Below are 20,999 nucleotides of genomic sequence, written 5' to 3' on the forward strand. Positions count from 1 at the left end.
CAACATTCGGGGCGCGCTCAGGCCGCCCATAGTCCGTAGAGCAGGCCGGTCAGCGTGGACATCACCACCACCAGCACGATGTAGACCAGGGCCTTCTTCCAGCCCAGCACGCTGCGGATGACCAGCATGCTCGGCAGGCTGAGGGCCGGACCCGCCAAGAGCAGCGCCAGCGCCGGCCCCTGACCCATTCCGCTGCCCAGCAGGCCCTGCAGGATGGGGATTTCTGTCAGCGTGGCGAAGTACATGAAGGCCCCGGCCACGGCGGAGAACAGGTTGGCGCCCAGGGAATTGCCCCCCACCGCGCCGGCCACCCAGGCGTTGGGAATCAGACCCTCGTGGCCCGGCCGCCCCAGCAGCAGGCCCGCCACGAACACGCCCCCCAGCAGCAGGGGCATGATCTGCTTGGCGAAACCCCACGAGGCCTCGAACCAGTCGGCGGCCTCACCCTTGCTGCTGGCCGTGGCCAGGGACAGGCCCAGCAGCCCGACGCTGAAGGGCAGGAGCGGCTGACCCGGCGCCGCCAGCGCGCTGCCGCCCACTGCTACGGCGGCCAGGAGGATCTTCCAGGGGCGGATCCCGAACCAGAGCGCCAGCTGGAGGCCCAGCCCGGCGGCGAACAGGCTGGTCAAGGTCCACCTGGCCCGTCCGATGGCCGACCAGAGTCCCACGCCCTCGGCTTGGCTCCAGGTGGCGAACACCAGGATGGCGGAGAGCGTGAAGAAGAAGAGCGCGTTCTGCCAGAGCGGACGGGACGGACTCTCTTGCGGCAGCTGCAGGGCGGCGGCCACGCGCTGCTCCTCGTCCTTGCGAAAGATGAGGTGCATGAGCAGGCCGATCACCAGGCTGAACACGATGGCCCCCACGGCCCGGGCGACGCCCAGCTGCAGGCCCAGCACGCGGGCCGTCATGACGATGGCCAGCACGTTGATGGCCGGTCCCGAGTAGAGGAAGGCCGTGGCCGGCCCCAGGCCCGCGCCCATCCGGTGGATGCCGGCGAAGAGCGGCAGCACGGTGCAGGAGCAGACCGCCAGCACGGTGCCCGAAACGGAGGCCACGCCGTAGGCCAGCCAGCGGTTGGCCTGCGGCCCCAGGTAGCGCATCACCGAGCCCTGGCTGACGAAGACCGAGATCGCCCCGGCGATGAAGAAGGCCGGCACCAGGCAGAGCAGCACGTGCTCCCGGGCGTACCACTTCACCAGTTCCAGCGCCTCCACCAGCGCGCCGTCGAAGCGCGCCTGACCCACGGGCAGGTAGAAGCAGCCCAGGAACAGCGCCGCCAGCAACAGCAGGTTCCGACCCTCAGCGCGCCAATTCACGGGAGCCTCCGTTCGGTGTGCCCGCGCGTAGAGCGTCCAGGGACACCAGACGCGTGCCGTGGGCCTGGACCACGTCCTCGATGCAGTGCAGGAAGCCCAACAGGCAGGGGGTCTGCAGGCGATAGAAGACCTGCTTGCCCTGGCGGCGGTCCGCCAGGATGCCGACGCTTTTGAGTTGACTCAGGTGCCGGGACATGCCCGGTACGTCGGTGTCCGCCGCGGCCGCCAGCTCGCAAACGCAGCGCTCGCCGCCGGCCAGCAGTTCCACCATCTGCAGGCGCGTGGGATGGGCCAGGGCCTTCAACACCCCGCTCATCGCCTGGCCGCGCAGCCGCGCCGTCTCGTCCATGGGAGCCTCACTTGTTCATTTGGCAAAAAATGAAAGTGTTGAATTCGTGACAAGCAAGCCGCTGGAGATGAACTTCCACCGCGTGCAGGGTCGTCAGGGGCTTGGTTCAGGAATTGCGCTGGATGCGAGTCGGCCCGTTGTGGACCGGGTGCTGCGCGGCGGGGAAGTGGGCCCAGAGGGACTTGAACCCCCGACCAAATGATTATGAGTCATCCGCTCTAACCGACTGAGCTATGGGCCCGGCGGCAGCGGAGCGGGCGTTCAGCCCGGCTGCCGCGGCGGGAAAAAGTACGCAGGAACGGGCGGCGGGGAAACCGGCCGGTCAAAAAATGCGCCCGGGCGGACAGGATCGGGGAGGGGTTCCGCCGGGCTTGCGGGCCTTCGACTTCACGGCCCAGCCCGTGCGGCGGAGACGGCCCATTCGGACTCCGTCGAGCCCGCGCGCCCGCAGCCTTCCGCGCGCCGGGGGGTGCCGGGCCCGACTTCAGACGAGGGCCGAGGCAGCTTTACGGTCTTAAGGAAATACTTGTCATACAACATGTTCGAGTATTGACGGCCTTGTCCAGCTTCCTTTGGACTTTCTCTCCAAACTGCCGTCCCACCCCTTGCGATGTCCAGGTTGACATGCTACTCTTGCGGCTCATTTTTCAAGCCAAGTTCGACCAACATGCGAGGTGCTGAATGACCTGCAAGTCCTGCGGACGGGAGATCAAGGAAAGCGATAACAAGTACAGGTCTGTGCAGCGTGGGTTGGAAGGCGATTATCATTGGACGTGCTTCATCAAGGTGTGCCGGGAAGTCAATCGAATCGGCAGTCAGATCCTGGAGAACAACATCCAGTCCACCGGCAACCTGCACGTAAACACACCCATCGAGATGTTCTGATTCCAAAGGGGGGCGCGGCCCCCCTTTTCATGTCCCCCATTCCATCATGAGCGCTGCGGCGACGAATCCCACCCTGCTTCACCCACTCGAGCCCGGCTGCGCCGGGGAGCCCGCGGCCCGGGCGGCCTGCGCGGCCCTGTGTTCCCACTACGAGAATTTCAGCCTGGCCTCCCTCTTCCTGCCCGGGCGGCTGCGGCCCGCGTTGCAGTCCATCTACGCCTTCGCCCGCTTCTCGGACGACATGGCCGACGAGCCGCTGGACAATCTGGCCGGCGCGGAGCTGCGCGCGGCCCGGCGCTCCCGGCTGACGCACTGGCTGGCCCTGCTGGACGGATTGCCGGGCACTGCCGTGCGCCACCCCATCCTGTTCGCCCTGAACCAGGACGCGGCGCGGCACGGCCTGCCGCTGGAGGAGTGCCGCCGCTTGCTGCTGGCCTTCCTGGCGGACCAGGAGCCGCCGGACTATCCCGACGATCAGGCGGTGCTGGACTACTGCCGCAACAGCGCGGCACCGGTGGGACGCCTGCTGCTGGCCCTGAACGGGCTGCGGCCGGAGGGACCGGACTATCGCCGGCTGGCGCCGCTGTCCGACGCGGTCTGCGCCGGCCTGCAGCTGGCCAACTTCTGGCAGGACCTCTCTCGCGATCTGCCGGCGGGCCGGCTCTTCGTGCCGCGCAGCCGCCTGGCGCGCCACGGTCTGCCCGCGGATCCCGCGCGTCTGCAGGCCACCGGAGCGGAGGCCGCCCCGCTGCTGGCCGAGCTGGCGGACTGGGCGCTGGAGCTGCTGGCGGCCGCCGGACCGCTCACCCGCGAGCTGCCCGGGCGCTTCGCCCTGGAAGTGCGCATGTTCGCCGGTGGCGGCGCCTGCGTGGCCTGGCGCAGCGCGGCCCTGGGCGCGCGCCTGCTCCACGTGCGTCCGCAGGTCGGCCGTGGCGCCAAACTGGCCATCGCCCTGGGCGCTCTCTGGCCGGGGTCGCCCTCCCGCCGGAGCCAAAGCGCCATCTTGCGTCCATGACGGAAACCCGACCTCCCCGCCAGCTCGAACTGCCCGCCGCGGACCTGCGTCAGGCCCACGCCTTTTGCACGCTGTTCGCCAAGGTCAACGCGCGGCACTTCTACTACGCCTTCCGCTTCATGCCCGGCCGCCAGCGGCGAGCCATCCACGCGGTCTACGCCTTTTGCCAGAAGGCCGACCAGTTGATGGACCTGGAGCCCGATCCGCACGAAAAGCGCCTGCGTCTGCAGGAGCGCCGCCAGGAACTGGACTGGCTGGAGGGCCTGCTGGCCGGCCGGAGCCAGAAGCTGCCTGCGGACCCGATCCTCTTGGCGCTGCTGGACACGCTGGGCCGCACGCCCATTCCGCTGGAGCTGTTCCGCGCCCTGTTGGACGGGCTGGAGATGGACCTGGAGCCGCGGCCCTACGCCACGCAGGAGGAGTTGGAGCGCTACTGCTGGCACGTGGCCTCCACCGTGGGGCGGATGGTCATCGTGATTCTCGGCAGCCGCGATCCCGCCGGCCCGGCCTTCGCCGACCGCCTGGGCGTGGCCATGCAACTGACCAACATGGCGCGCGACGTGCTGGAGGACAGCCGGGAGGGCCGCGTCTACCTGCCGCTGGACCTGCTGGCCCGCCACGGCCTGAGCGTGGCCGACGTCCATGCCCACCGCTTCACGCCCGCCCTGCAGGCCGCCCTGCGCGAATTCTGCGGCCTGGCCGAGCAGCGCTACGATGAGGCGCTGGCCCTGCTGCCCGCCGGCGAGCGCGGCCGGCTCAAGACGGCCCTGGTGATGGCCGGACTCTACCGGCCCATCCTGGCCGAGCTGCGCCAGCGCGACTACAACGTCTTCCTGGGCAAGGTGGGCTATCCCATCTGGCGCAAACTGCTCATCGCCGTGCGGATCCTGCTCTCGTGACCACTCTGCGCGCGGACGTGGCCATCGCCGGAGCCGGGCTGGCGGGACTGGGCCTGGCCCTGGATCTGGCCCAGCGGGGCCGCCGCGTGATCCTGCTCGAGCGGCGTCGACAGCCCGGCGGGGCGGTCTTCAGCCTGCCCGGCGCGGACGGCGCGGACAACTCCATCCACCTCTTCCTGGCCGCCTTCACGCGCTGCCGCGCCCGCCTGGCGCAGCTGGGCTCCCGTCCCCTCCGCGAGCTGGACGACACCTGCCACGTGGCGCTGGACGGACACCGGTTCCGACTGCCCCTGGGCGCGGGCCGCCTGCCCACGCTGGCCGGGCTGGTCCGCCTGCGGCATCCGCTGGGGAGCGGGCTGGAGCTGGCGACGGGCCTGGCGCGCCTGGGGATTTCGCGGCCCCGGCCCGGCGAGACGGCGGGCGCCTGGCTGGAGCGGCGCGGTCTGCCGCGCCGGCGGCTGGCCGGTCTGTTCTGGCGGGAATGGGGACTGTCGGTCTTCAACGCCCCGCTGGAGCTGGTGGACGCGGGCCTGTTCCGTCGCACCCTGCTGAGCTTGTTCCGCGATCCGCGAAGCCATCGGCCCCTGCTGGCGGACTGTCCACTGGTGGACTTGTGGGTCAAGCCCTTCGAGCAGGCGCTGGAGCGCGCAGGCGTCCGCCTGCTCACCGGCACGGCGCTGCACGGCGTGGCGCGGGACGCGGGCGGCATCCGGGCTCTGCTGGCGGAGGGCCTGCGGGTGGAAGCGCCGCAGGTGGTCTGGGCCGGTCCGCCGGAAGGCCTGGCGCAGGTGGAGGGTCTGGCAGACTGCCGGCCCGCGCTGCCGCCGCGCCGGGAGGGACGGCACATCGTCAACCTGCGGCTGCCCTGTGTCCCCGGCCTGCGCCTGGACCGGCTCACCGGCTGGTTCGGACAACCCTTCCAATGGGTCTTTGCCGGGGGCGACGGCTGGCTGACCCTGGTGGGCAGCGGCTGGACGGACGCGGACCTGGCGCAGCGCGCCGAGCTGCTGCCGCGGCTCCCGGGCTGGCTGGCCGCCCACGGGCTGACGGCCGGAGGACCGCCCCGCTGGATCGTCCAGCGCCACGCCACGGCCTTGCAGTCGCCGGACTTCGAGGCCGCCCGTCCGCCGGCTCGTCCGCTGGACCAAGCCGCGCCCGGCAACCTGTATTTCTGCGGTGCCTGGCTAGACACAGGCCTGCCCCTCAGCATGGAGTCCGCGCTGGCCAGCGCCGAGCTTACTTTGCAAGCCTTGCAGTTTGATTGAAACGCCAGCGACACCACCTTGTCAGTGGGGGATCCCGGAGGTACAACATGAAACGCCTACTCTTCTTGCTCGCGACCCTGCTGCTGGTGTTTTCGGTGCAGGCCGCGGATTACGCCTTTCTGGGAATCGTGCCGGAGAAGTCGGTGAAGGTCAAGGAAGCCGGGTTCTCCGGCACCGGTTTGCTGCTGCGGCAGGTGGTGGCCAAGGGTCCGGCGGCGGAAGCCGGCTTGCGGGCCGGCGACGTGCTGATCACCTTCAACGGCAAACCCGTCGAAGACGGCGACGACTTGACCTTTTTCCTGCGCCAAGCCCGGCCCGGCGAGAAAGCCACACTGGAATGGGTACGCAATCAGACGCGTCAGAAGGGCGTTGTGCGGCTGGGATCCCGCAACGAGCCCGACCTGAAGCGCAGCGTGACCGTGGACGTGGGCAGCGGACTGGCTAACACGGCCTTCCTGGGCATCGGGACCCTGGCCGTCAATGACAATCTGCTGCAGCACTTCGGCGTCAAGGACGGCCACGGCATCCTGATCGACGCCATCGTGAAAGGTTCGCCGGCGGAGAAGGCCGGGCTGCGGGTGGGCGACGTCCTGGTGGACCTGGACGGCCACGCGGTGGACAGCCCGGGTCGCCTGCGCCGCCTGATGGAGGACTACCGGCCCGGCACCAAGGTGCGGCTGCGGCTGGTGCGCGACCGGCAGATTCTGAGCGTGGACATCGTGTTTGGGGATCGGGACAGTTCGGAACTGGGCGAGCCCGACGAGGAGCTGCCCCGGATTCCCGAGTATCCGGGCATGCCGCACCTGCCGGGTCTGCCGCAAGTGCAGGAACTGAAGAACGTGGGCACCTTCCCGGGTCGTGCGGCCATCGATTCGACCCTGAACCTGATGCGGCGCCTGGTGGGGGCGCCCCTGGCCATGCTGGAGAGATGATGCGAGTTCGGTTGACCCTTTTCCCTGCGCCCGGAGCCTTGCTGCGGGCGTTTCTGTTGTCCCTGCTGACCGCCGCGGTGGGCGGCGCCCAGTCGGCCCCCAGCCTGGACGCCACGCGCACCTGGAGTTTCCAGGATCTTTACGAGCTGGGCCAGCAGCGCAACTCGGACCTGCTGCAGAGCCACCTGGCGGTGGACGGACTGCGCTGGGAACGACTGGCGGCCTACGGCGCCCTGCTGCCGAAAGTGACGGCCGGCCTGGATTTCGGCCGCTCGGAGCGCACGCTGACGACCTACGAGGATCCCAACGGCGAGATCCGCGAGCAGCCCGAGCAGACCATTCGCGCCACCAGCAGCAACCTCAGCGTGGGCCTCAGCCAGCGCCTGTTCGCTGGCTTCGCCAACACCGCGGGCCTGCGGCGCGCCCTGCTGGCGGAAGCGGACGTGACCGGCGCCGACCGGCAGCAGCTCAAGGTGCTCCGCCACGATCTGCGCAAGGCCGCCCACGCCGTGCTGGCCGCCCGCGGGCAGCTGGAGACGGAGCAGACCCTGCTGGAGGAGCGCGGCCGCCAGCTCGAGCTGGCGCGCGTGCGCCTGCAGGTGGGCAAGGGCACCGACCTGGACGTGCTGCAGATGGAGATCGACGTGGGTCGCCAGCAGGTCAGCGTGGAGGCCGCCAACCGCAGCCTGCACAGCGCCTGGGACAAGCTCGCCCTGCTGCTGGGCGCCGAACCGGGCCCGCCCGGCCAGCTGGACATGGAGTTCACGGTCTTCGAGCCCGCCTGGCAGGAAGAGGAACTGGTGACGCAGGCCCTGGCGAACCGCGAGGATCTGGCCAGCGGCCGGCGCGTCCAGGAACAGCGGCACCTGCAGACAGTGGAGGCCCGCGCGGGCTTCCTGCCCACGCTGGACCTGCGCCTGAGCCATTCGCGCAGCGAGCAGCGCTCGGGCTACGAGGCCTGGGAGCCCTATCCCGCCAACTACGGCAACAGCGCGTCCCTCTCGCTGGCGCTGCCCGTCTTCCAGGGCTTCTCCACCACCAACGCCTGGCAGAGCAGCCGCATCCAGGAGCGCCGTCAGGCCCTGGTCCTGGACCAACTGGAGCGCCAGGTGCGCGCCGAGATTCGCGAGGCCCTGGCCAGCGTGAAGTCCGCCTGGGCGCAGAGTCGCTACACCGAATCCAACCTGGAACTCTCCCGCCGCAGCCTGGGCCTGGAGCGCGAACGCTACCGGCTGGGCCTCTCCAGCCTGCTGCAGGTGCAGAGCGCCGAGGCCACCTGGCGCCAGGCGGAAAACGAGAACCTGACCCAGCGCCTGACCTTCCGCGACCGGCTGGCGGAACTCGAACTGGCCGTGGGCGCGACCCTCGGCACGCCGTGAGGGATTTCAGCCCGTGAAATCTTCCTGCCGGGGCCGCCTGCACACAGCCCCGGCAGGGCCTTTTTCCTACCTTCCGCGGCCACGGAATCAAGTCAGCGGTCCCGCCATGCCGGTTTGCCTGGCCATCGACACCAGTACGCGACACACCGGGCTTGCCCTGCAGGCCGGGGGTGCGCTGGAGCTGCGCCGTTTCGCCCCGCAGCGCAACGCCGGGGAATTGCTGCTGCCCGCCATCCACGAGCTGCTGGCCGGCTGCGGCCTGGCTGCTCAGGATTTGGACGTGATCGTGCTGGCCAACGGGCCGGGCTCCTTCACCGGCCTGCGCATCGGGTTGGCCACGGCCAAGGGTCTGGCCTTCGGCGGCCGGGCCGCGCTGGTGCCCGTCTCCACGCTGGAGGTCCTGGCCTGGCAGGCTCCCACGCGGCAGGGACACGTCTTTCCCCTGATGGACGCCCGGCGCGGCGAGGTGTTCAGCGCCTGCTGGCGCCGGCAGGGCGAGAGCCTGCTGCCTGTGGACGAGGTGCGACGCGTGCCCATCCCCGACCTGCTGGCCTCCCTGCCTGACGACGCCCTGCTGCTGGGTCCCAGCCTGCTGGAGCAGCGCGCGGCCTTCCTCGATGCGGAGCGGCATCCGCAACTGGCCGAGGATCCGGATTGCCAGCTGGCCCTGCCCTGGCTGCTGCGGCTGGGTGAGCGGCGCTGGGAACGCCAGGGCGGCGAGGATCCGGACAGCCTGGAGCCCGATTACCTGTTCGACTTTCAGCCCACTCCCGGAAAGGTCCGCGCATGAATGAGGTGCTGAGCATCGTGCTGCCCGGCTGGCGGGATCTGCTGGACATCGCCATCGTGGGCGTGCTGTTCTACCAGGTCTGGCGCCTGATGCGCGGCACGCGCGCCGTGCCCATGTTCCTGGGCCTGCTGCTGATCCTCTTCACCTATGTGGTGGTGCAGGTGATGGAGTTGGACCTGATCTCCCTGATCTTCAAGGAATTTGCCACGGTCTGGGCTGTGGCCATCGTCATTCTCTTCCAGCCCGAGCTGCGCCGCTTCCTGATCCACTTCGGCAACAGTCCGCTGCTCAGCCGCCTCTTTCCCATGCGCCCCACCCTGGTGGTGGAGGAAATCGCCAAGGCGGCGGGCGACCTGAGCCGCCGCCAGTACGGCGGCTTGTTCGTGATCACGCGGGAAGTGGGCATCCGGGCCGTGATGGAGACCGGCGTCCGCCTGCAGGCGGAGGTTTCCAAGGAGCTGCTGATCTCGATCTTCTTCCCGCGCACGCCCCTGCACGACGGGGCGGCGGTGATCACGGGCAGCCTGCTGCAGGCGGCCAAGTGCATTCTGCCCCTCAGCACCGCGCCCATGGAGGGCCTGGGCAACCTGGGCACCCGGCATCGCGCCGCCTTGGGGATTTCAGAGGAATCCGATGCGGTGGTGGTGGTGGTGTCGGAGGAGACCGGCCAGATCCGCTTGGCCATTGGCGGCAAGTTGACCCTGATCCGCGACGAGGTTCACCTGGCGGAGGCCCTGCGGCGCGCCTTCAGCAAGGATGCCCGCCCGAGCGACCTGCCGGAGGAGTCCGCCTCCGCCGCCTGAGTTCCGCCGGGTTCAGGTCCGGGCCGGGCGCGGCAGGGTGAAGGGCTCCTGCGCCCAATCACCCCGCACCATCAACCAGGACGGTCCGTCGTGTTCGAAGAGCCGGGGGACAGCTTGTGCCTGGGGGCAGATGCGGTCGGGGGCGAAGGCCAGCTCCACCTGGCGGCAGGTGCCGGGCAAACGGGGCCAGAGCTGCTCCCAATCCGGCAGCCGCGGGGCCACCACGTCGAAGAGGCGCAGCAGCTCGCCCTCCACTTCCAGACAGAGCAGACAATCCAACTCCTCGCAGTACCAGAGCGGGCGGCGTCCCTCGTTGAACAGGAAGACGGCCTGCTCCGGGCCCACGCCCACCACCTGCGAGACCGGCTCGCGCGTCTCCAATAGCCGGTGCAGGCGGGCCAGATCCGCCGCGTTGGCGAGGTCCAGCCGCCGCAGCGTGCCGGTGGGCGTTCGGGGCGGACAGGGCGGCAGGAAGGCGCACTCCTCCACGTGGCGAAAACCGAAGGGTGTGAAGTACTCGGGGTGCTCCGTGGTCAGCACCAGGGTGGGGTAGCGCGTGTCCGCGTACGCCAGCAGTTCCGCCATCAGCGTGCCGTAGAGCCCCTGGCGGCGCCGCGTCGGGTCGGTGGCCACGGCGTGGACGCTGCCCGCCCGGACGGGACGGCCCGCCAGCACCAGGGGCAGCTCGATCAGGCCCACGTGGGCGAGGATCCGGTCGTTCTCCCACTGCACGAATGGCGTCGAGGCGTCCTCCCAGGCCGCGCCCAGGGCGCGGATGGCGCGGGCCCCGCCGGCGATGCCGGGAAAGACCTGGTCCAACAGGGCGAACAGGGCCGGGGCGAGTTGCGGGTCGGAGGAGAAGTCGGCGCGCACGGGGCTCCTAGAAATTGAAGTGCAGGCCCAGGGCGAACACCCACTGGCTGTCGTCCAGACCTGTGCTTTTCAGATAGTAGCGGAACAGCGGGCAGAACGACAGGTTGGCGCGGGGCTGGATCAGGAGTCCCACCTCCGGCGTCAGGCCCGCGAACAAGTCGGTGATCCGCGAGCTCTCCTCCCCGTCCTCGTCCACGGCGCCGTCGTTGTCGTTGTCCACGTCGTCCTCCTCCGCCGGAAAACTCTCCCCGGCCGCCGCCAGCGTGACGCCCAGGCCGGCGAAGGGCACCAGCCACTGGCGGCGCATGGGGAACAGGTGCCGCCGCAGGCTGAGGAAGCCTTCCATCATCAGGTCCTCATGCAGCTCGGCGCCCAGCAGGCCCACGCCCAGGGTCAGCGAGCCCGTCTCCCCGGCCGCGTGCAGACCCAGCCGCAGCCCCAGGTAGCCGGGATCGTCGGCCACGGCCAATTCCGCCAAGAGGCCGGGCACGAACCCGGCCTCCGCCGGGGCCTCCTCCGGGAGGGTTGATTCAGGCGGCGTGCGGGTGGACGCGAGCGCGGGACTGGCCGGCCCGGACAGAAGAAAGAGCAGGAGCAGGCCCGACAGGCCGGCGGCTGGGGCGGCCCGCCGTATCACAACCAGTGCCGGAACCAGAACCCGACCAGCAGGGCGCAGCTGACGGAGAGCAGCGTGCCGATGAGCACGTACTCGGCGAAGTTGCGCTCGTCCAAGTCCTTGAAGCGGGCGAAGCCCTTGGCCGCCAGCAACAGGCCCAGCCCCTCCAACTGCCCGTGCAGGGCCAGCAGGCAGACGATCCCGCGCTCCAGCAGGCCGATCACCCGGCCCCGGGCCGGCTCGTGGGGGCTGGCATGTGGGGAGAGCGGCCCGGGAATCAGGGCGTAGCGCTTGAGAATCAACGTGATCAGGTTGTTCAGCTCCACGCTGGAAATCCAGAGCGCGGCCAGCCAGACCAGCAGCCGGTGGCCGAGGTCGGCGGGCAGGCGGGCCAGCAGCGTGTTGCCGGCCAGGAAGGCGTCCAGCGCCTTGGGCGGTTCCGGTCGCAGCTCCAGGCCGGGCAGGCCCAGCACGAGCAGCAGGGTGACCAGGGTCAGCAGCAGGGAGAGCAGGCGGGCCCGCTGGAGCGGCGGCCAGCGGCGCAGCAGCAGCAGGTGCAGACCCTGGAGCGCCAGGACGGCGGCCAGCGGCGCCAGCAGACTGGGGGGGCGCCAGAGCAGGCAGACCAGGATGATCGGAGCGAGCAGGGCGGGGAGCAGGGTCCGCCAGGCTGCAGCCTGGCGGTCCGCCCAGTTCCGGCTGATCAGCACGCCGCAGAGCACGAGCAGGAAGGGATCGGGGCTCATGTGGCTTCCCGCCCTTCTCCGGCCTCCCGGCCCAGCCGCCCGTCCAGTTCCTGGCCCGCCAGCTTGAGCAGCGTGCGCGCCTCCTGCAGGTGCCGGCCGGCGATGTGCTTGTAGACGCCGCGCGGCGTCATGCCCAGCAGGGCGGCCATCTCATCCACGGAGCGCCCGTCCAGCAGGTGGCGGAACAGGCGCAGGGTGACGGGTTTCCAGCCTTCCATCGTGCCGGCCAGCAGGCCCAGGGCGGCGTTGACCAGGCCCGGATCGGCGCCCTCCGCCCAGCCCACCTGGATCACGTTGCGCGATTGGGTCTTGAGTTCGCCCAGCAGCTCGCGGGCCCGCAGGAAGGCCGGGCCGTCCATTTCCAGCGCGGCCACAGGATTGATCTCCGTGCTGAGCGGGCCCGCCGCCAGCGCGAAGCGCGCCCGCACCGGGGCCAACTCCGCCAGGATCCGCAGGCAATCGGGGAGGATCCGCCGGAAGTCCGCGTGGACGGCCTGGAATTCGTCCCCCAGGGTGAGCGTGTAGGGCGAGAGCAGGCTCTCCGCGGACTGGACGGACAGTGCCTGCAAGGTTGCGGAGAGCCGCTTCTGGAACTGGGCCCGCTCCGGGATGTCGCGGGAGCGCACCAGATCGGCGATCAACACCACGGGATTCATGTCTGACTGTACCAAATCAGTTCATTGATGACAAGATGAACGCAAAACGTTCACAAGATCAAAAGTGAACCGGATCAGTTCTTTGGTGCATTGCGGAACAGGGCCATGGCCGTGCCGATCAGGCCCCCGACTTCCGTCATGTTGCCCGGCACGATCATGGTGTTGGTCTTCTGCGCCAGCTGGGCGTAGGCCTCCACCGCCTTCTCGGCCACCTTGAGCTGGACGGCCTGCTCGCCGCCCGGCTGCCGGATGGCCTCGGCGATCTTGCGGATGGCGTCCGCCGTGGCGTCGGCCACCGCCGTGATGGCGGCGGCTTCGCCCTGGGCCTTGTTGATCTCGGCCTGCTTCTCGCCCTCGGAACGGGCGATGAAGGCCTCGCGCTCACCCGTGGCGATGTTGATCTGCTCCTGCCGGCGGCCCTCGGAGGCGGCGATGAGCGCGCGCTTCTCACGTTCGGCCGTGATCTGGGCCTGCATGGAGCGCAGGATCGCCTCCGGCGGCTCGAGGTCCTTGATCTCATAGCGCAGCACTTTGACGCCCCAGTTGAGCGCCGCCTCGTCCAGCGCCTGCACCACCGAGGCGTTGATCAGGTCGCGCTCCTCGAAGGTCTTGTCCAGTTCCATCTTGCCGATGACGCTGCGCAGCGAGGTCTGGGCCAGCTGGGTGATGGCCATGACGTAGTTGCTGGCGCCGTAACTGGCGCGCATGGGATCGGTCACCTGGAAGTAGAGGATGCCGTCCACGCGCAGCTGGGTGTTGTCCCGCGTGATGCAGACCTGGCTGGGCACGTCCAGCGGAATCTCCTTGAGCGAGTGCCGGTAGGCCACGCGGTCCACGAAGGGCATCAGGAAGCTGAGCCCCGGCGACAGCACCTGATGGAACTTGCCCAGCCGTTCCACCACGAAGGCGTTCTGCTGGGGCACCACCTTGACGGCGCCGATGATGAAGAAGGCCGCGATGGCCAGGAGGAGCAGGGCGATGGTTTCCATGGCTTCCCCGGTTTAGCGATCCAGCAGCAGGCAGCTGCCGTCCACCTTGCGAACGACGTGGACGCCCGGCTCCGGCGCGCCCTGTCCCTGCCAGCGGGCGGCCCAGCTGGCTCCCCGGTACTGCACGCGGGCCGTGCCGTCGGCCTCCCACCGGTCCACCTGGATCCGGGCGCCGATGTCGAGGATCATGTTGCGGTTTTCCTGGGAGGGTGGCTCGACGGGCTGCTGGCGCCGCCAGATGTACCAGCCCGTGACGGCGCCGCCTCCCACCAGTGCGGCCGTGATCATTTGGGCCGACAAACCCAGGCCCGCGTGGGCGGCCAGGGCGCCGGCGGCCACCCCCAGGGCCAGCATGAGCAGAAAAAAGGTGCCGGTGGTCAGCTCCGCCGCCACCAGCAAGGCCGTGACAATCCACCAGGCCGTGGGTCCGCTCCAATTCATGCTTGCTCCCGGCGCTGTGTTGGGTGTGCGTTCGGGCCGCTCCCGCCGCGGGGAAGGCGATTCCCGGCGGGCGGGGCGGGGAACTCGCACCCAGCGTACACCTTCCGGAGTGGGATGTCAAGGGAGGGAGCGGCGGGGCGGCGTGGTGGGGATCCAGTCGATGACGCTCCCGCCCCCGTCCTCGATGAAGGGCGTGAACAGCCAGTTGCGGCCGGAGTGGCGGATGACCCGGAACTCGCGCACCTGGAATTTCCGCCCGGTGTGCAGATCCTCGCGCCAGGCGCTGAGCCGTGGCACGGGCACGAAGAGGTAGAGCTGGCGCAGCACGTCCTCCCGGCACTCGTCGGGGATGACGTACTCCTCGATGGCGTGGTCGCCCAGCAGCAGCGGCTTGGTGGGGTAGGGCAGGCGCTCCACGTGGGGATCGGATTTCATCGGGTCCTCCCGGGTTGATCCGCCCTCCAACGCCGGGACGGGCGCCGGGTGCCGGCTCCGGGGCGGAAAATCCGCCGCGCCGCCAAACCTGTCCAGTTTCACGGACAAGAGCGGGTTCCGGGACTTCCATTTGCTGGCGATCCTCAGGCGGGAAAAGCGGATCCGCCATTGCTCCGCGGCCCCGCCTTCCCGACCTTGGGTCATATCAACCGACAGGATCGCCCCTTCGTGAAGCGCGGCAAGCGAGCCATCTTCGGCTGGGTCATGTACGACTTCGCCAACAGCGCCTACGCCGTGGTCATCCTGGCGGTGATCTTCAATGCCTACTTCGCCCAGGAAGTGGCCGGCGGCGCGGCGGGCACCCACTTCGAACTGCTGGGCCTCGAGCTCACCATCCCGGGCGCCAGCCTGTTCAGCTTCGTCAACGCGCTGGCCATGGGCCTGGTGGGGCTGGCCTCCCCCGTGCTGGGCGCGCTGGCGGATTACTCCGGCCGCAAGCGGCGCTACCTGGCCTGGGCCTGGCTGACCGGCGTGGTCAGCACGGCGGCGCTGGCCTGGGTGGGGGCGGGGGATTTCTGGCTGGGCAGCACGCTGTTCGTGATCAGCAGCATGGGCTTCAGCGCCGGTTCGGTCTTCTACGACGCTTTTCTGCCGGAACTGGGCGCCGACAGCCAGGCCGGGCGAATCTCCGGGGCGGGCTACGCCGCGGGCTACCTGGGCGGCGGCCTGCTGCTGGTGGTGATCCTGCTGCTCAAGCGCCACCTGCCGGGTTTCGAATACACGCACAGCTTCCCGCTAACGGCGCTCTGGTGGCTGGTGTTCGCGCTGCCCACCATGCTCTGGCTGCGCGACCGGCCCGTGGACATCCCGGCCGGGCGGTTGGGCGGTTATTTGAAAATCGCCCTGCGGCGGGTGCGGCGCAGCCTTTCGCACTTCCGCGAGCTGTCCGTGCTGGAGCGCTTCCTGCTGGCGAACCTGATCTACTCCACCGGCATCGAGAGCGTGATCCGGCTGGCCTCGATCTTCGGGGCCCAGGAGCTGGGCATGCCCCAGGGCGAACTGGTGCTCTTCTTCCTGGTGATCCAGGGCACCGCGCTGGTGGGGGCCATGCTCTTCGGCTGGGCGGCCGACCGCTTCACCCAGCGCGGCGCTCTGCTGGCCACGCTGGGGATCTGGATCGTCACCCTGCTCTGGGCCTGGCAGCTGGGATTGTTCGGGGAGGCCCGGCGCGAATACTGGCTGATCGGCGTGCTGGCCGGCACGGCCATGGGCGGCAGCCAGGGCGTGAGCCGCGCGCTGCAGAGCCTGCTGCTGCCCACCGGGCTGGAGAGCGAGTTCTTCGGCTTCTTCACGTTGAGCGGCCGGCTGGCCAACATCCTGGGAATGCTGAGTTTCGGCGTGGTCACCTGGATCACCGGGGACATGCGGCTGGGGATCGTCAGCCTGCTCTTCTTCTTCGTGGCCGGGCTGATCCTGCTGCTGCGCGTGGACGTTCAGGAGGGCATCCGCCAGGCCGAGCGCTTCCGGCGCATGATGGCCAGTTCGGCGCCCCGGGGCGAGGAATGAGGCCGCCGGAACTGCTCACGCCCCGTCTGCGCCTGCGGGAGCTGGGCGCACAGGACGCGGACGGAATCTATCGGCTCTACTCCGAGCCGGAGACCATGCGCTATTGGTCCTGTCCGCCCTATCGCGCGCTTCGGCAGGCCGAGGAATTGCTGGCCTCCATCGCCCGGGGCCAGGCGGCGGGCGAGTTGCTGGAGTGGGGCGTGACGGGGCGGGCCGACGGCCGCCTGCTGGGCACCGTGACCCTGCACCAGCTGGACGCCGCCAACCGGCGGGCGGAACTGGGCTATCTGCTGGGGCGGGAGTCCTGGGGCCACGGCTTCATGGCGGAAGCGCTGGCGGCCGTGCTGGAGCTGGCCTTCGTGCCCCCGGAGCGGGCCGGCCTGAATCTGTGGCGCGTGGAGGCGGACACGGATCCGCGCAACGCGGCGTCGGTGCGGTTGCTGGAACGGCTGGGATTCCGCCGCGAGGGCCTGCTGCGCGAGCGCTGGTGCGTGGCGGGGGAATGGTCGGACAGCGCCATGTACGGCCTGCTGGCCAAGGAATGGACGGCAAGCCGGGCGGGGATCCAATCGGACCCACGCCGGAAAGCGGGTGACGAATGAGTGAGCAACCCACGGTTGCTGCCGTGCTGGCGGCGCTGGAAGCGCGGGGCATCCGCCTGCCGGCCGGTCCCGTGCGCCTGGACGGGTACGGGGACTCCGCCGCCCTCAGCCAGGAACTGCTGGCGCTGATCCGCCAGGGCGTCAAGCGGGCCGGCACGGGTCTGCTCTGGGCCATGGAGGCAGACGGTGAGACACCCTCCCGCGTCGGCGACATCGAGATCGTGCTGGATCACGAGCAGCAGCCCGCGCTGCTGACCCGGATCAGCTGGGTCCAAACCCTGCCCTTCTCGGAGGTGACGGCGGACTACGCCGCCCGCGAGGGCGAGGGCGACGGCTCGCTCGAATACTGGCGGCGGGCGCACTGGGCCTTCTTCTCCCGCGAGTGCGCGCGCATTGGTCGCGAGCCGGACGAGAGCATGCCCGTGGTCTGCTGCCTGTTCGAACTGCTGGAGGATCTGGCCGCGCCGGAAATGCCTGCCGCACCCACGGCCGACGGAGCGGGTGGCTGATGGCGCAGAACACCTGGACTACCCGCCGGCGTGACAAGCGCAAGCGCGACGAGCAGGACCGGCATGAGGAGCGCCGGGAGCAGCGCCGCGCCTCGCTGATGGAGCAGGGCCACGAACTGGGCCTGGAGGAATCCGAGGAGCAGAGCGACCAGGCCCTCCAGCGCACGGTCAAGGATCGCTCCCGCCGCACGGCGGGCGTCGCCGGCGCGCTGGTGGAGGGGCTGGTGGTCCACTACCGGCGCAACCAGTTCGACCTGGTGCTGGCCGACGGCTCGGCGCTGCGGGCCGCCAGTCGCTCCACCACCCGCACGCCCCACGGCGACGCCACGCTGATCACCGTGGGCGACCGCGTGCTGGTGAACCCCGGCCGGGGCGTGATCGAGGAGGTGCTGCAGCGCCGCAACCGCATCTCCCGGGCCTCCAAGATCCACCGCCAGGTGGAGCAGGTGCTGGTGGCCAACGTGGACCAGCTGCTGGTGGTGGCCTCCGTCCAGGACCCCTACCTGAAGCCCGGCCTCATCGACCGCTATCTGCTGGCCGCCCAGCGCTTCGACATCGAGGCCGTGGTCTGCCTGAACAAGGTGGACCTGGCGCCCCGCGAACTCTGGGAGGAGGTGGCGGACTCCTACCGCGACTCCGGCCTGCGCGTGCTGGAGTGCTCGGCGACCACGGGCCAGGGCCTGGACGAGCTGCGCGAGGCCCTGCGCGACCGGATCAGCGTGCTCTCCGGCCAGTCCGGCGTGGGCAAGAGTTCGCTGCTGAACGCGCTGGATCCCGACCTGAAGCTGCCCGTGGGCGAGATCATGCGCCAGGCCCGCAAGGGCCGCCACACCACCACGCATTCGCGCCTGATCCCCTTCCGCTTCGGCGGCTACGTGGCGGACACGCCGGGCATCAAGGAATTCACCCTCTGGCGGATGACTCCCCAGGAGGTGGCGGAATTGTACCCGGACCTTCGAGAATGGGCGGCGAAATGCCGATTCAATGACTGCACGCACACGCACGAGCCGGACTGCGCGGTGGCCGAGGCGGTGGAGGAGGGGCAGATCCCCCTGCTGCGCTACCGGACCTACCTGCAGATCCTGGAATCATTGCTTGAGGAGCAGGGATGAATCATCACGTGTACATCGTGGACGACGAGCGCGAGGTGCGCCTCACGCTGGGCGAGTTCCTGGGTGGCCTGGGGCTGGAGGTGCACACCTTCGCCACCGGTCGCGAGGCTGTGGAGGCGGCGCTGGCCGAGGCCCCGGACCTGGTGCTGCTGGACGTGAACCTGCCGGACATCTCCGGGCTGCAGGTGCTGGGTCAGCTGCACGCGGCGCATCCCGACCTGCCCTGCGTGATGATCACCGGGGAGTTCACCAGCAAGACCGTTGTGGAGGCCATGAAACTGGGGGCCTCGGAGTTCCTGATCAAGCCCATCAACCTGGAGCAGCTGCGCCTGGTGCTGGAGAAGGTCCAGCGCGAGACGCGGGAGCGCCTGCAGATGGAGGTCCTACAGCAGCAGCAGGGCAACGGCCGCTTCTCCACCATCATGAGCGAGTCCGTCGCCATGAAACGCGCGCTCTCGGCCACCAGCAAGGTGGCCGCCTCCAGCGCCAACACCGTGCTGATCCGCGGCGAGACCGGCACGGGCAAGGAACTCTTCGCCCGGGCCCTGCACTTCGAGTCGCCCCGGGCGGACCAGCCCTTCATCGAGGTCAACTGCTCGGCCATTCCGCCCCAGCTGCTGGAGAGCGAGCTCTTCGGCCACGAGAAGGGCTCGTTCACCGACGCCAAGGAGCGCAAGATCGGCCTGATCGAGCGCGCCCACGGCGGGACCTTCTTCCTGGACGAGATTGGCGACATGGACTTCAACCTCCAGGCCAAGATCCTGCGCGTGCTGGAGGAGCGGGCCGTGCGCCGGGTGGGCGGCGACCGGATGATCCCCGTGGACATCCGCTTCGTGGCGGCCACCCACAAGAACCTGGATGAGATGATCCAGCAGCACGTCTTCCGCGAGGACCTCTACTTCCGGCTGAGCGTGATCGTGCTGGACCTGCCGCCGCTGCGCGAGCGCGGCGAGGACGTGATCCTGCTGGCGAACTATTTCCTCAAGCGCTTCTGCCGCGAGCACGCCCACGTCATCAAGGGCTTCACGCCCAACGCGCTGGAGGCCATCCGCAGCTACGGCTGGCCCGGCAACGTGCGCGAGCTGCGCAACGCCGTGGAGCGCGCCGTGCTCATCGAGGCCGACGACTGGGTGGACGTGGACCACCTGGGTCTCTGGCGGCGGCGCGCCAACCGCGAGCAGGGCCAGGAGGGCCAGCGCCAGCGCATCGGCTACGACTTTGAGATCCCCGAGGACGGCTTCTCGCTGGAGGAGTTCGAGAAGGTGATTCTGGCCCGCGCCATGAAGAAGTCGCGCTACAACGTCTCCCGCGCCGCCCGCATGCTGGGCCTCTCCCGGGAGACCATGCGCTACCGCATCAAGAAACACGAGCTGCAACTGGACTGAGGAGCCCGCGCCCCATGCCCGCCCTGCTTGCCCGCCTCCTGCTGCTCTGCGCCGACCTGCTGCTGCTGGCCGGCTCGCTGAGCCTGGGCGCCCTGCTGGTCCAGGGCGGTGACCCGGGCGACCTGGCCCCGGGCTTGTTCGGCGGCGGCACCCTGCGGGTCTTCCTCTTCGCCTGTGTCCTGTGGGCGGTGCTGGCCTGGCAGGAGAGCTTGTTCCGGCTGGAGGTCCAGGATCCCTGGGACACATTCTTCGCCGCGCTGCGGGCCCTGGGACGGAGCGCCCTGCTGCTGGCCCTGCCGCTCTTCCTCCTCCGGCTGGAGTTTCCGCCGGGCGGAATGCTGGCGGGGCTGGGCCTGGCGCTCCTGCTGTTGCCGCTGTTCCGTGCCCTGGTGCAGGGCCTGCTCATCGGGCGGCTGGCGCGCCTGCGCCGCACGCTGCTGGTGGGCAGCCCCGCCGGTCTGCGGCTCTTTTTCAGCCTGCACCGCTGGGAGCGCACGGCCAACGCCCTGGGCACGCTGGGCGTGCTGCTGCACTCCCCCCGGCCGGATGAAGCGGCGTCCGACGGCGCGGACTTCCCGCTGCCCGTGCTGGGCGGCCTGGACGACCTGGCGCGGGTGGTGAAGGCCCAACAGGTGCAGCAGCTGCTGATCTGCGCGCCGCGGCTCTCCCGCGACGACTTGAGCGAGATCCTGCAGCGCGCCGTGGGCTGCGTGCCCCAGCTCTACATCCTGCCGGACATCGCGGTGCTGGACATCGCCGAGGTGGAGATCAGCCGGGTGGGCGGTCAGCCCGTCCTGCTCTTCAACCAGGGCCTGCGCAGCGCTTTCAGTGCGGCGCTCAAGCGCACGGTGGACATCGTGGGCGCGGCCGGCGGCCTGCTGGTGCTGAGCCCGCTGCTGCTGGGAGTCTGGCTGGCCGTCAAGCTCAGCAGCCCGGGTCCGGGCATCTATCGCCACCGGCGCTTCGGCGTCGGGAGGAAGTACATCTACCTCAACAAATTCCGCACCATGGTGACCAACGCCGACGAAGTGCTGGAGCACCTGCTGGCCACGGATCCCCAGGCCCGCGCGGAGTGGGCCGCCCAGTGCAAGCTCAAGAACGATCCACGGATCACGCGGGTGGGCCGGATCCTGCGCAAGTTCTCCCTGGACGAGCTGCCGCAGATCGCCAACGTGCTGATGGGCGACATGTCGCTGGTGGGGCCGCGGCCGATCAGCGAGGTGGAGTACGACAAGTACACGGTCTGGCAGGACAACCGGATGAGCGTGCGCCCGGGCCTGACGGGGCTCTGGCAGGTGAGCGGGCGCGCCGATCTGGACTTCGAGGAGCGCATCCAGCTGGACATGTATTACATCCGCAACTGGTCCATTTGGCTCGACTTCCGGATCATCCTCAAGACCCTGACCGTGCTGGTCTCCAAGGAAGGCGCCTACTGA

Annotated in this window: 23 protein-coding genes and 1 tRNA gene; 14 read left to right on the plus strand and 10 right to left on the minus strand. The window is 69.6% G+C overall.

Going from position 1 to position 20,999, the window contains the following annotated elements:
- Positions 1–17 precede the first annotated feature (17 nt).
- The 3 genes from WC326_04185 to WC326_04195 all read right to left on the minus strand — a co-directional run bounded on the left by WC326_04185 (position 18) and on the right by WC326_04195 (position 1,906).
- Positions 18–1,316 (minus strand): permease, encoded by a 1,299-nt coding sequence (locus WC326_04185; protein ID MFA7330254.1) that lies wholly within the window; start codon positions 1,314–1,316, stop codon positions 18–20.
- Entirely contained in the window at positions 1,300–1,665 is a 366-nt protein-coding gene (locus tag WC326_04190; GenBank protein ID MFA7330255.1) for a metalloregulator ArsR/SmtB family transcription factor, read from the minus strand. Before WC326_04190 ends, WC326_04185 begins: the two co-directional genes overlap by 17 nt.
- A gap of 167 nt (positions 1,666–1,832) precedes the next feature.
- Positions 1,833–1,906 (minus strand) — tRNA-Ile (locus WC326_04195).
- Positions 1,907–2,346: 440 nt separating this feature from the next.
- On the opposite strand from WC326_04195, the gene WC326_04200 reads away from it, so the two are divergent.
- From WC326_04200 to cdaA, 8 genes are all read left to right on the plus strand, one after another.
- Complete coding sequence (locus WC326_04200; protein MFA7330256.1) at positions 2,347–2,550, plus strand: hypothetical protein; 204 nt, start codon at positions 2,347–2,349, stop codon at positions 2,548–2,550.
- 46 nt (positions 2,551–2,596) lie between these two features.
- On the plus strand, positions 2,597–3,565 hold the full coding sequence (locus tag WC326_04205; protein ID MFA7330257.1) for a squalene/phytoene synthase family protein: 969 nt from the start codon (positions 2,597–2,599) through the stop codon (positions 3,563–3,565).
- Positions 3,562–4,464, plus strand: coding sequence for a phytoene/squalene synthase family protein (locus tag WC326_04210; protein ID MFA7330258.1), 903 nt, complete (start codon positions 3,562–3,564; stop codon positions 4,462–4,464). Before WC326_04205 ends, WC326_04210 begins: the two co-directional genes overlap by 4 nt.
- A complete protein-coding gene (locus tag WC326_04215) occupies positions 4,461–5,729 on the plus strand; it encodes an FAD-dependent oxidoreductase (protein MFA7330259.1) in 1,269 nt (422 codons plus the stop codon). The genes WC326_04210 and WC326_04215 overlap by 4 nt, the downstream gene beginning before the upstream one ends.
- Before the next feature lie 47 nt (positions 5,730–5,776).
- Complete coding sequence (locus WC326_04220) at positions 5,777–6,661, plus strand: PDZ domain-containing protein (GenBank protein ID MFA7330260.1); 885 nt, start codon at positions 5,777–5,779, stop codon at positions 6,659–6,661.
- Positions 6,661–8,040: a TolC family protein gene (locus WC326_04225; protein ID MFA7330261.1), complete on the plus strand. Its 1,380-nt coding sequence runs from the start codon at positions 6,661–6,663 to the stop codon at positions 8,038–8,040. Before WC326_04220 ends, WC326_04225 begins: the two co-directional genes overlap by 1 nt.
- A 106-nt stretch (positions 8,041–8,146) precedes the next feature.
- On the plus strand, positions 8,147–8,830 hold the full coding sequence (gene tsaB / locus WC326_04230) for a tRNA (adenosine(37)-N6)-threonylcarbamoyltransferase complex dimerization subunit type 1 TsaB (GenBank protein MFA7330262.1): 684 nt from the start codon (positions 8,147–8,149) through the stop codon (positions 8,828–8,830).
- Positions 8,827–9,633, plus strand: a complete 807-nt coding sequence (cdaA, locus tag WC326_04235) for a diadenylate cyclase CdaA (protein MFA7330263.1) — start codon at positions 8,827–8,829, stop codon at positions 9,631–9,633. Before tsaB ends, cdaA begins: the two co-directional genes overlap by 4 nt.
- Before the next feature lie 12 nt (positions 9,634–9,645).
- Here cdaA and WC326_04240 read toward each other — a convergent pair whose 3' ends face one another.
- The 7 genes from WC326_04240 to WC326_04270 all read right to left on the minus strand — a co-directional run bounded on the left by WC326_04240 (position 9,646) and on the right by WC326_04270 (position 14,389).
- The gene (locus tag WC326_04240; GenBank protein ID MFA7330264.1) at positions 9,646–10,506 is read right to left on the minus strand and encodes a GNAT family N-acetyltransferase; all 861 of its coding nucleotides are present in this window, start codon (positions 10,504–10,506) and stop codon (positions 9,646–9,648) included.
- A 7-nt stretch (positions 10,507–10,513) separates the two neighbouring features.
- Positions 10,514–10,996, minus strand: a complete 483-nt coding sequence (locus WC326_04245; protein ID MFA7330265.1) for a hypothetical protein — start codon at positions 10,994–10,996, stop codon at positions 10,514–10,516.
- A 143-nt stretch (positions 10,997–11,139) separates the two neighbouring features.
- Positions 11,140–11,868 (minus strand): hypothetical protein, encoded by a 729-nt coding sequence (locus WC326_04250; protein MFA7330266.1) that lies wholly within the window; start codon positions 11,866–11,868, stop codon positions 11,140–11,142.
- On the minus strand, positions 11,865–12,524 hold the full coding sequence (locus WC326_04255; protein MFA7330267.1) for a SatD family protein: 660 nt from the start codon (positions 12,522–12,524) through the stop codon (positions 11,865–11,867). Before WC326_04255 ends, WC326_04250 begins: the two co-directional genes overlap by 4 nt.
- A 74-nt stretch (positions 12,525–12,598) precedes the next feature.
- Positions 12,599–13,513 carry a stomatin-like protein gene (locus tag WC326_04260; GenBank protein MFA7330268.1) on the minus strand — a complete coding sequence of 305 codons (915 nt, stop codon included), beginning with the start codon at positions 13,511–13,513 and terminating at the stop codon, positions 12,599–12,601.
- A 12-nt stretch (positions 13,514–13,525) separates the two neighbouring features.
- Positions 13,526–13,954 (minus strand): NfeD family protein, encoded by a 429-nt coding sequence (locus tag WC326_04265; protein MFA7330269.1) that lies wholly within the window; start codon positions 13,952–13,954, stop codon positions 13,526–13,528.
- Between the two features lie 117 nt (positions 13,955–14,071).
- A complete protein-coding gene (locus tag WC326_04270; GenBank protein ID MFA7330270.1) occupies positions 14,072–14,389 on the minus strand; it encodes a hypothetical protein in 318 nt (105 codons plus the stop codon).
- A 228-nt stretch (positions 14,390–14,617) separates the two neighbouring features.
- Here WC326_04270 and WC326_04275 point away from each other — a divergent pair, with 228 nt between their 5' ends.
- The 6 genes from WC326_04275 to WC326_04300 are packed head-to-tail and all read left to right on the plus strand — an operon-like array spanning position 14,618 to position 20,999.
- Positions 14,618–15,955 carry an MFS transporter gene (locus WC326_04275; protein MFA7330271.1) on the plus strand — a complete coding sequence of 446 codons (1,338 nt, stop codon included), beginning with the start codon at positions 14,618–14,620 and terminating at the stop codon, positions 15,953–15,955.
- Positions 15,952–16,557 (plus strand): GNAT family N-acetyltransferase, encoded by a 606-nt coding sequence (locus WC326_04280; GenBank protein ID MFA7330272.1) that lies wholly within the window; start codon positions 15,952–15,954, stop codon positions 16,555–16,557. The genes WC326_04275 and WC326_04280 overlap by 4 nt, the downstream gene beginning before the upstream one ends.
- Positions 16,554–17,066, plus strand: coding sequence for an ASCH domain-containing protein (locus WC326_04285; protein MFA7330273.1), 513 nt, complete (start codon positions 16,554–16,556; stop codon positions 17,064–17,066). The genes WC326_04280 and WC326_04285 overlap by 4 nt, the downstream gene beginning before the upstream one ends.
- Positions 17,066–18,178, plus strand: a complete 1,113-nt coding sequence (gene rsgA, locus WC326_04290; protein MFA7330274.1) for a ribosome small subunit-dependent GTPase A — start codon at positions 17,066–17,068, stop codon at positions 18,176–18,178. The genes WC326_04285 and rsgA overlap by 1 nt, the downstream gene beginning before the upstream one ends.
- Positions 18,175–19,563: a sigma-54 dependent transcriptional regulator gene (locus WC326_04295; protein MFA7330275.1), complete on the plus strand. Its 1,389-nt coding sequence runs from the start codon at positions 18,175–18,177 to the stop codon at positions 19,561–19,563. Before rsgA ends, WC326_04295 begins: the two co-directional genes overlap by 4 nt.
- A gap of 14 nt (positions 19,564–19,577) precedes the next feature.
- On the plus strand, positions 19,578–20,999 hold the full coding sequence (locus WC326_04300) for an exopolysaccharide biosynthesis polyprenyl glycosylphosphotransferase (protein ID MFA7330276.1): 1,422 nt from the start codon (positions 19,578–19,580) through the stop codon (positions 20,997–20,999).

The sequence above is a fragment of the Candidatus Delongbacteria bacterium genome (assembly GCA_041675285.1).
GTDB lineage: Bacteria > CAIWAD01 > CAIWAD01 > CAIWAD01 > CAIWAD01 > CAIWAD01.

Coding starts and splice junctions, on each gene's coding strand:
- WC326_04190 (MFA7330255.1), bottom strand. CDS start 1,665: ATGGACGAGACGGCGCGGCTGCGCGGCCAGGCGATGAGCGGGGTGTTG.
- WC326_04200 (MFA7330256.1), top strand. CDS start 2,347: ATGACCTGCAAGTCCTGCGGACGGGAGATCAAGGAAAGCGATAACAAG.
- WC326_04205 (MFA7330257.1), top strand. CDS start 2,597: ATGAGCGCTGCGGCGACGAATCCCACCCTGCTTCACCCACTCGAGCCC.
- WC326_04210 (MFA7330258.1), top strand. CDS start 3,562: ATGACGGAAACCCGACCTCCCCGCCAGCTCGAACTGCCCGCCGCGGAC.
- WC326_04220 (MFA7330260.1), top strand. CDS start 5,777: ATGAAACGCCTACTCTTCTTGCTCGCGACCCTGCTGCTGGTGTTTTCG.
- WC326_04225 (MFA7330261.1), top strand. CDS start 6,661: ATGCGAGTTCGGTTGACCCTTTTCCCTGCGCCCGGAGCCTTGCTGCGG.
- tsaB (MFA7330262.1), top strand. CDS start 8,147: ATGCCGGTTTGCCTGGCCATCGACACCAGTACGCGACACACCGGGCTT.
- cdaA (MFA7330263.1), top strand. CDS start 8,827: ATGAATGAGGTGCTGAGCATCGTGCTGCCCGGCTGGCGGGATCTGCTG.
- WC326_04250 (MFA7330266.1), bottom strand. CDS start 11,868: ATGAGCCCCGATCCCTTCCTGCTCGTGCTCTGCGGCGTGCTGATCAGC.
- WC326_04255 (MFA7330267.1), bottom strand. CDS start 12,524: ATGAATCCCGTGGTGTTGATCGCCGATCTGGTGCGCTCCCGCGACATC.
- WC326_04260 (MFA7330268.1), bottom strand. CDS start 13,513: ATGGAAACCATCGCCCTGCTCCTCCTGGCCATCGCGGCCTTCTTCATC.
- WC326_04265 (MFA7330269.1), bottom strand. CDS start 13,954: ATGAATTGGAGCGGACCCACGGCCTGGTGGATTGTCACGGCCTTGCTG.
- WC326_04270 (MFA7330270.1), bottom strand. CDS start 14,389: ATGAAATCCGATCCCCACGTGGAGCGCCTGCCCTACCCCACCAAGCCG.
- WC326_04280 (MFA7330272.1), top strand. CDS start 15,952: ATGAGGCCGCCGGAACTGCTCACGCCCCGTCTGCGCCTGCGGGAGCTG.
- WC326_04285 (MFA7330273.1), top strand. CDS start 16,554: ATGAGTGAGCAACCCACGGTTGCTGCCGTGCTGGCGGCGCTGGAAGCG.
- rsgA (MFA7330274.1), top strand. CDS start 17,066: ATGGCGCAGAACACCTGGACTACCCGCCGGCGTGACAAGCGCAAGCGC.
- WC326_04295 (MFA7330275.1), top strand. CDS start 18,175: ATGAATCATCACGTGTACATCGTGGACGACGAGCGCGAGGTGCGCCTC.
- WC326_04300 (MFA7330276.1), top strand. CDS start 19,578: ATGCCCGCCCTGCTTGCCCGCCTCCTGCTGCTCTGCGCCGACCTGCTG.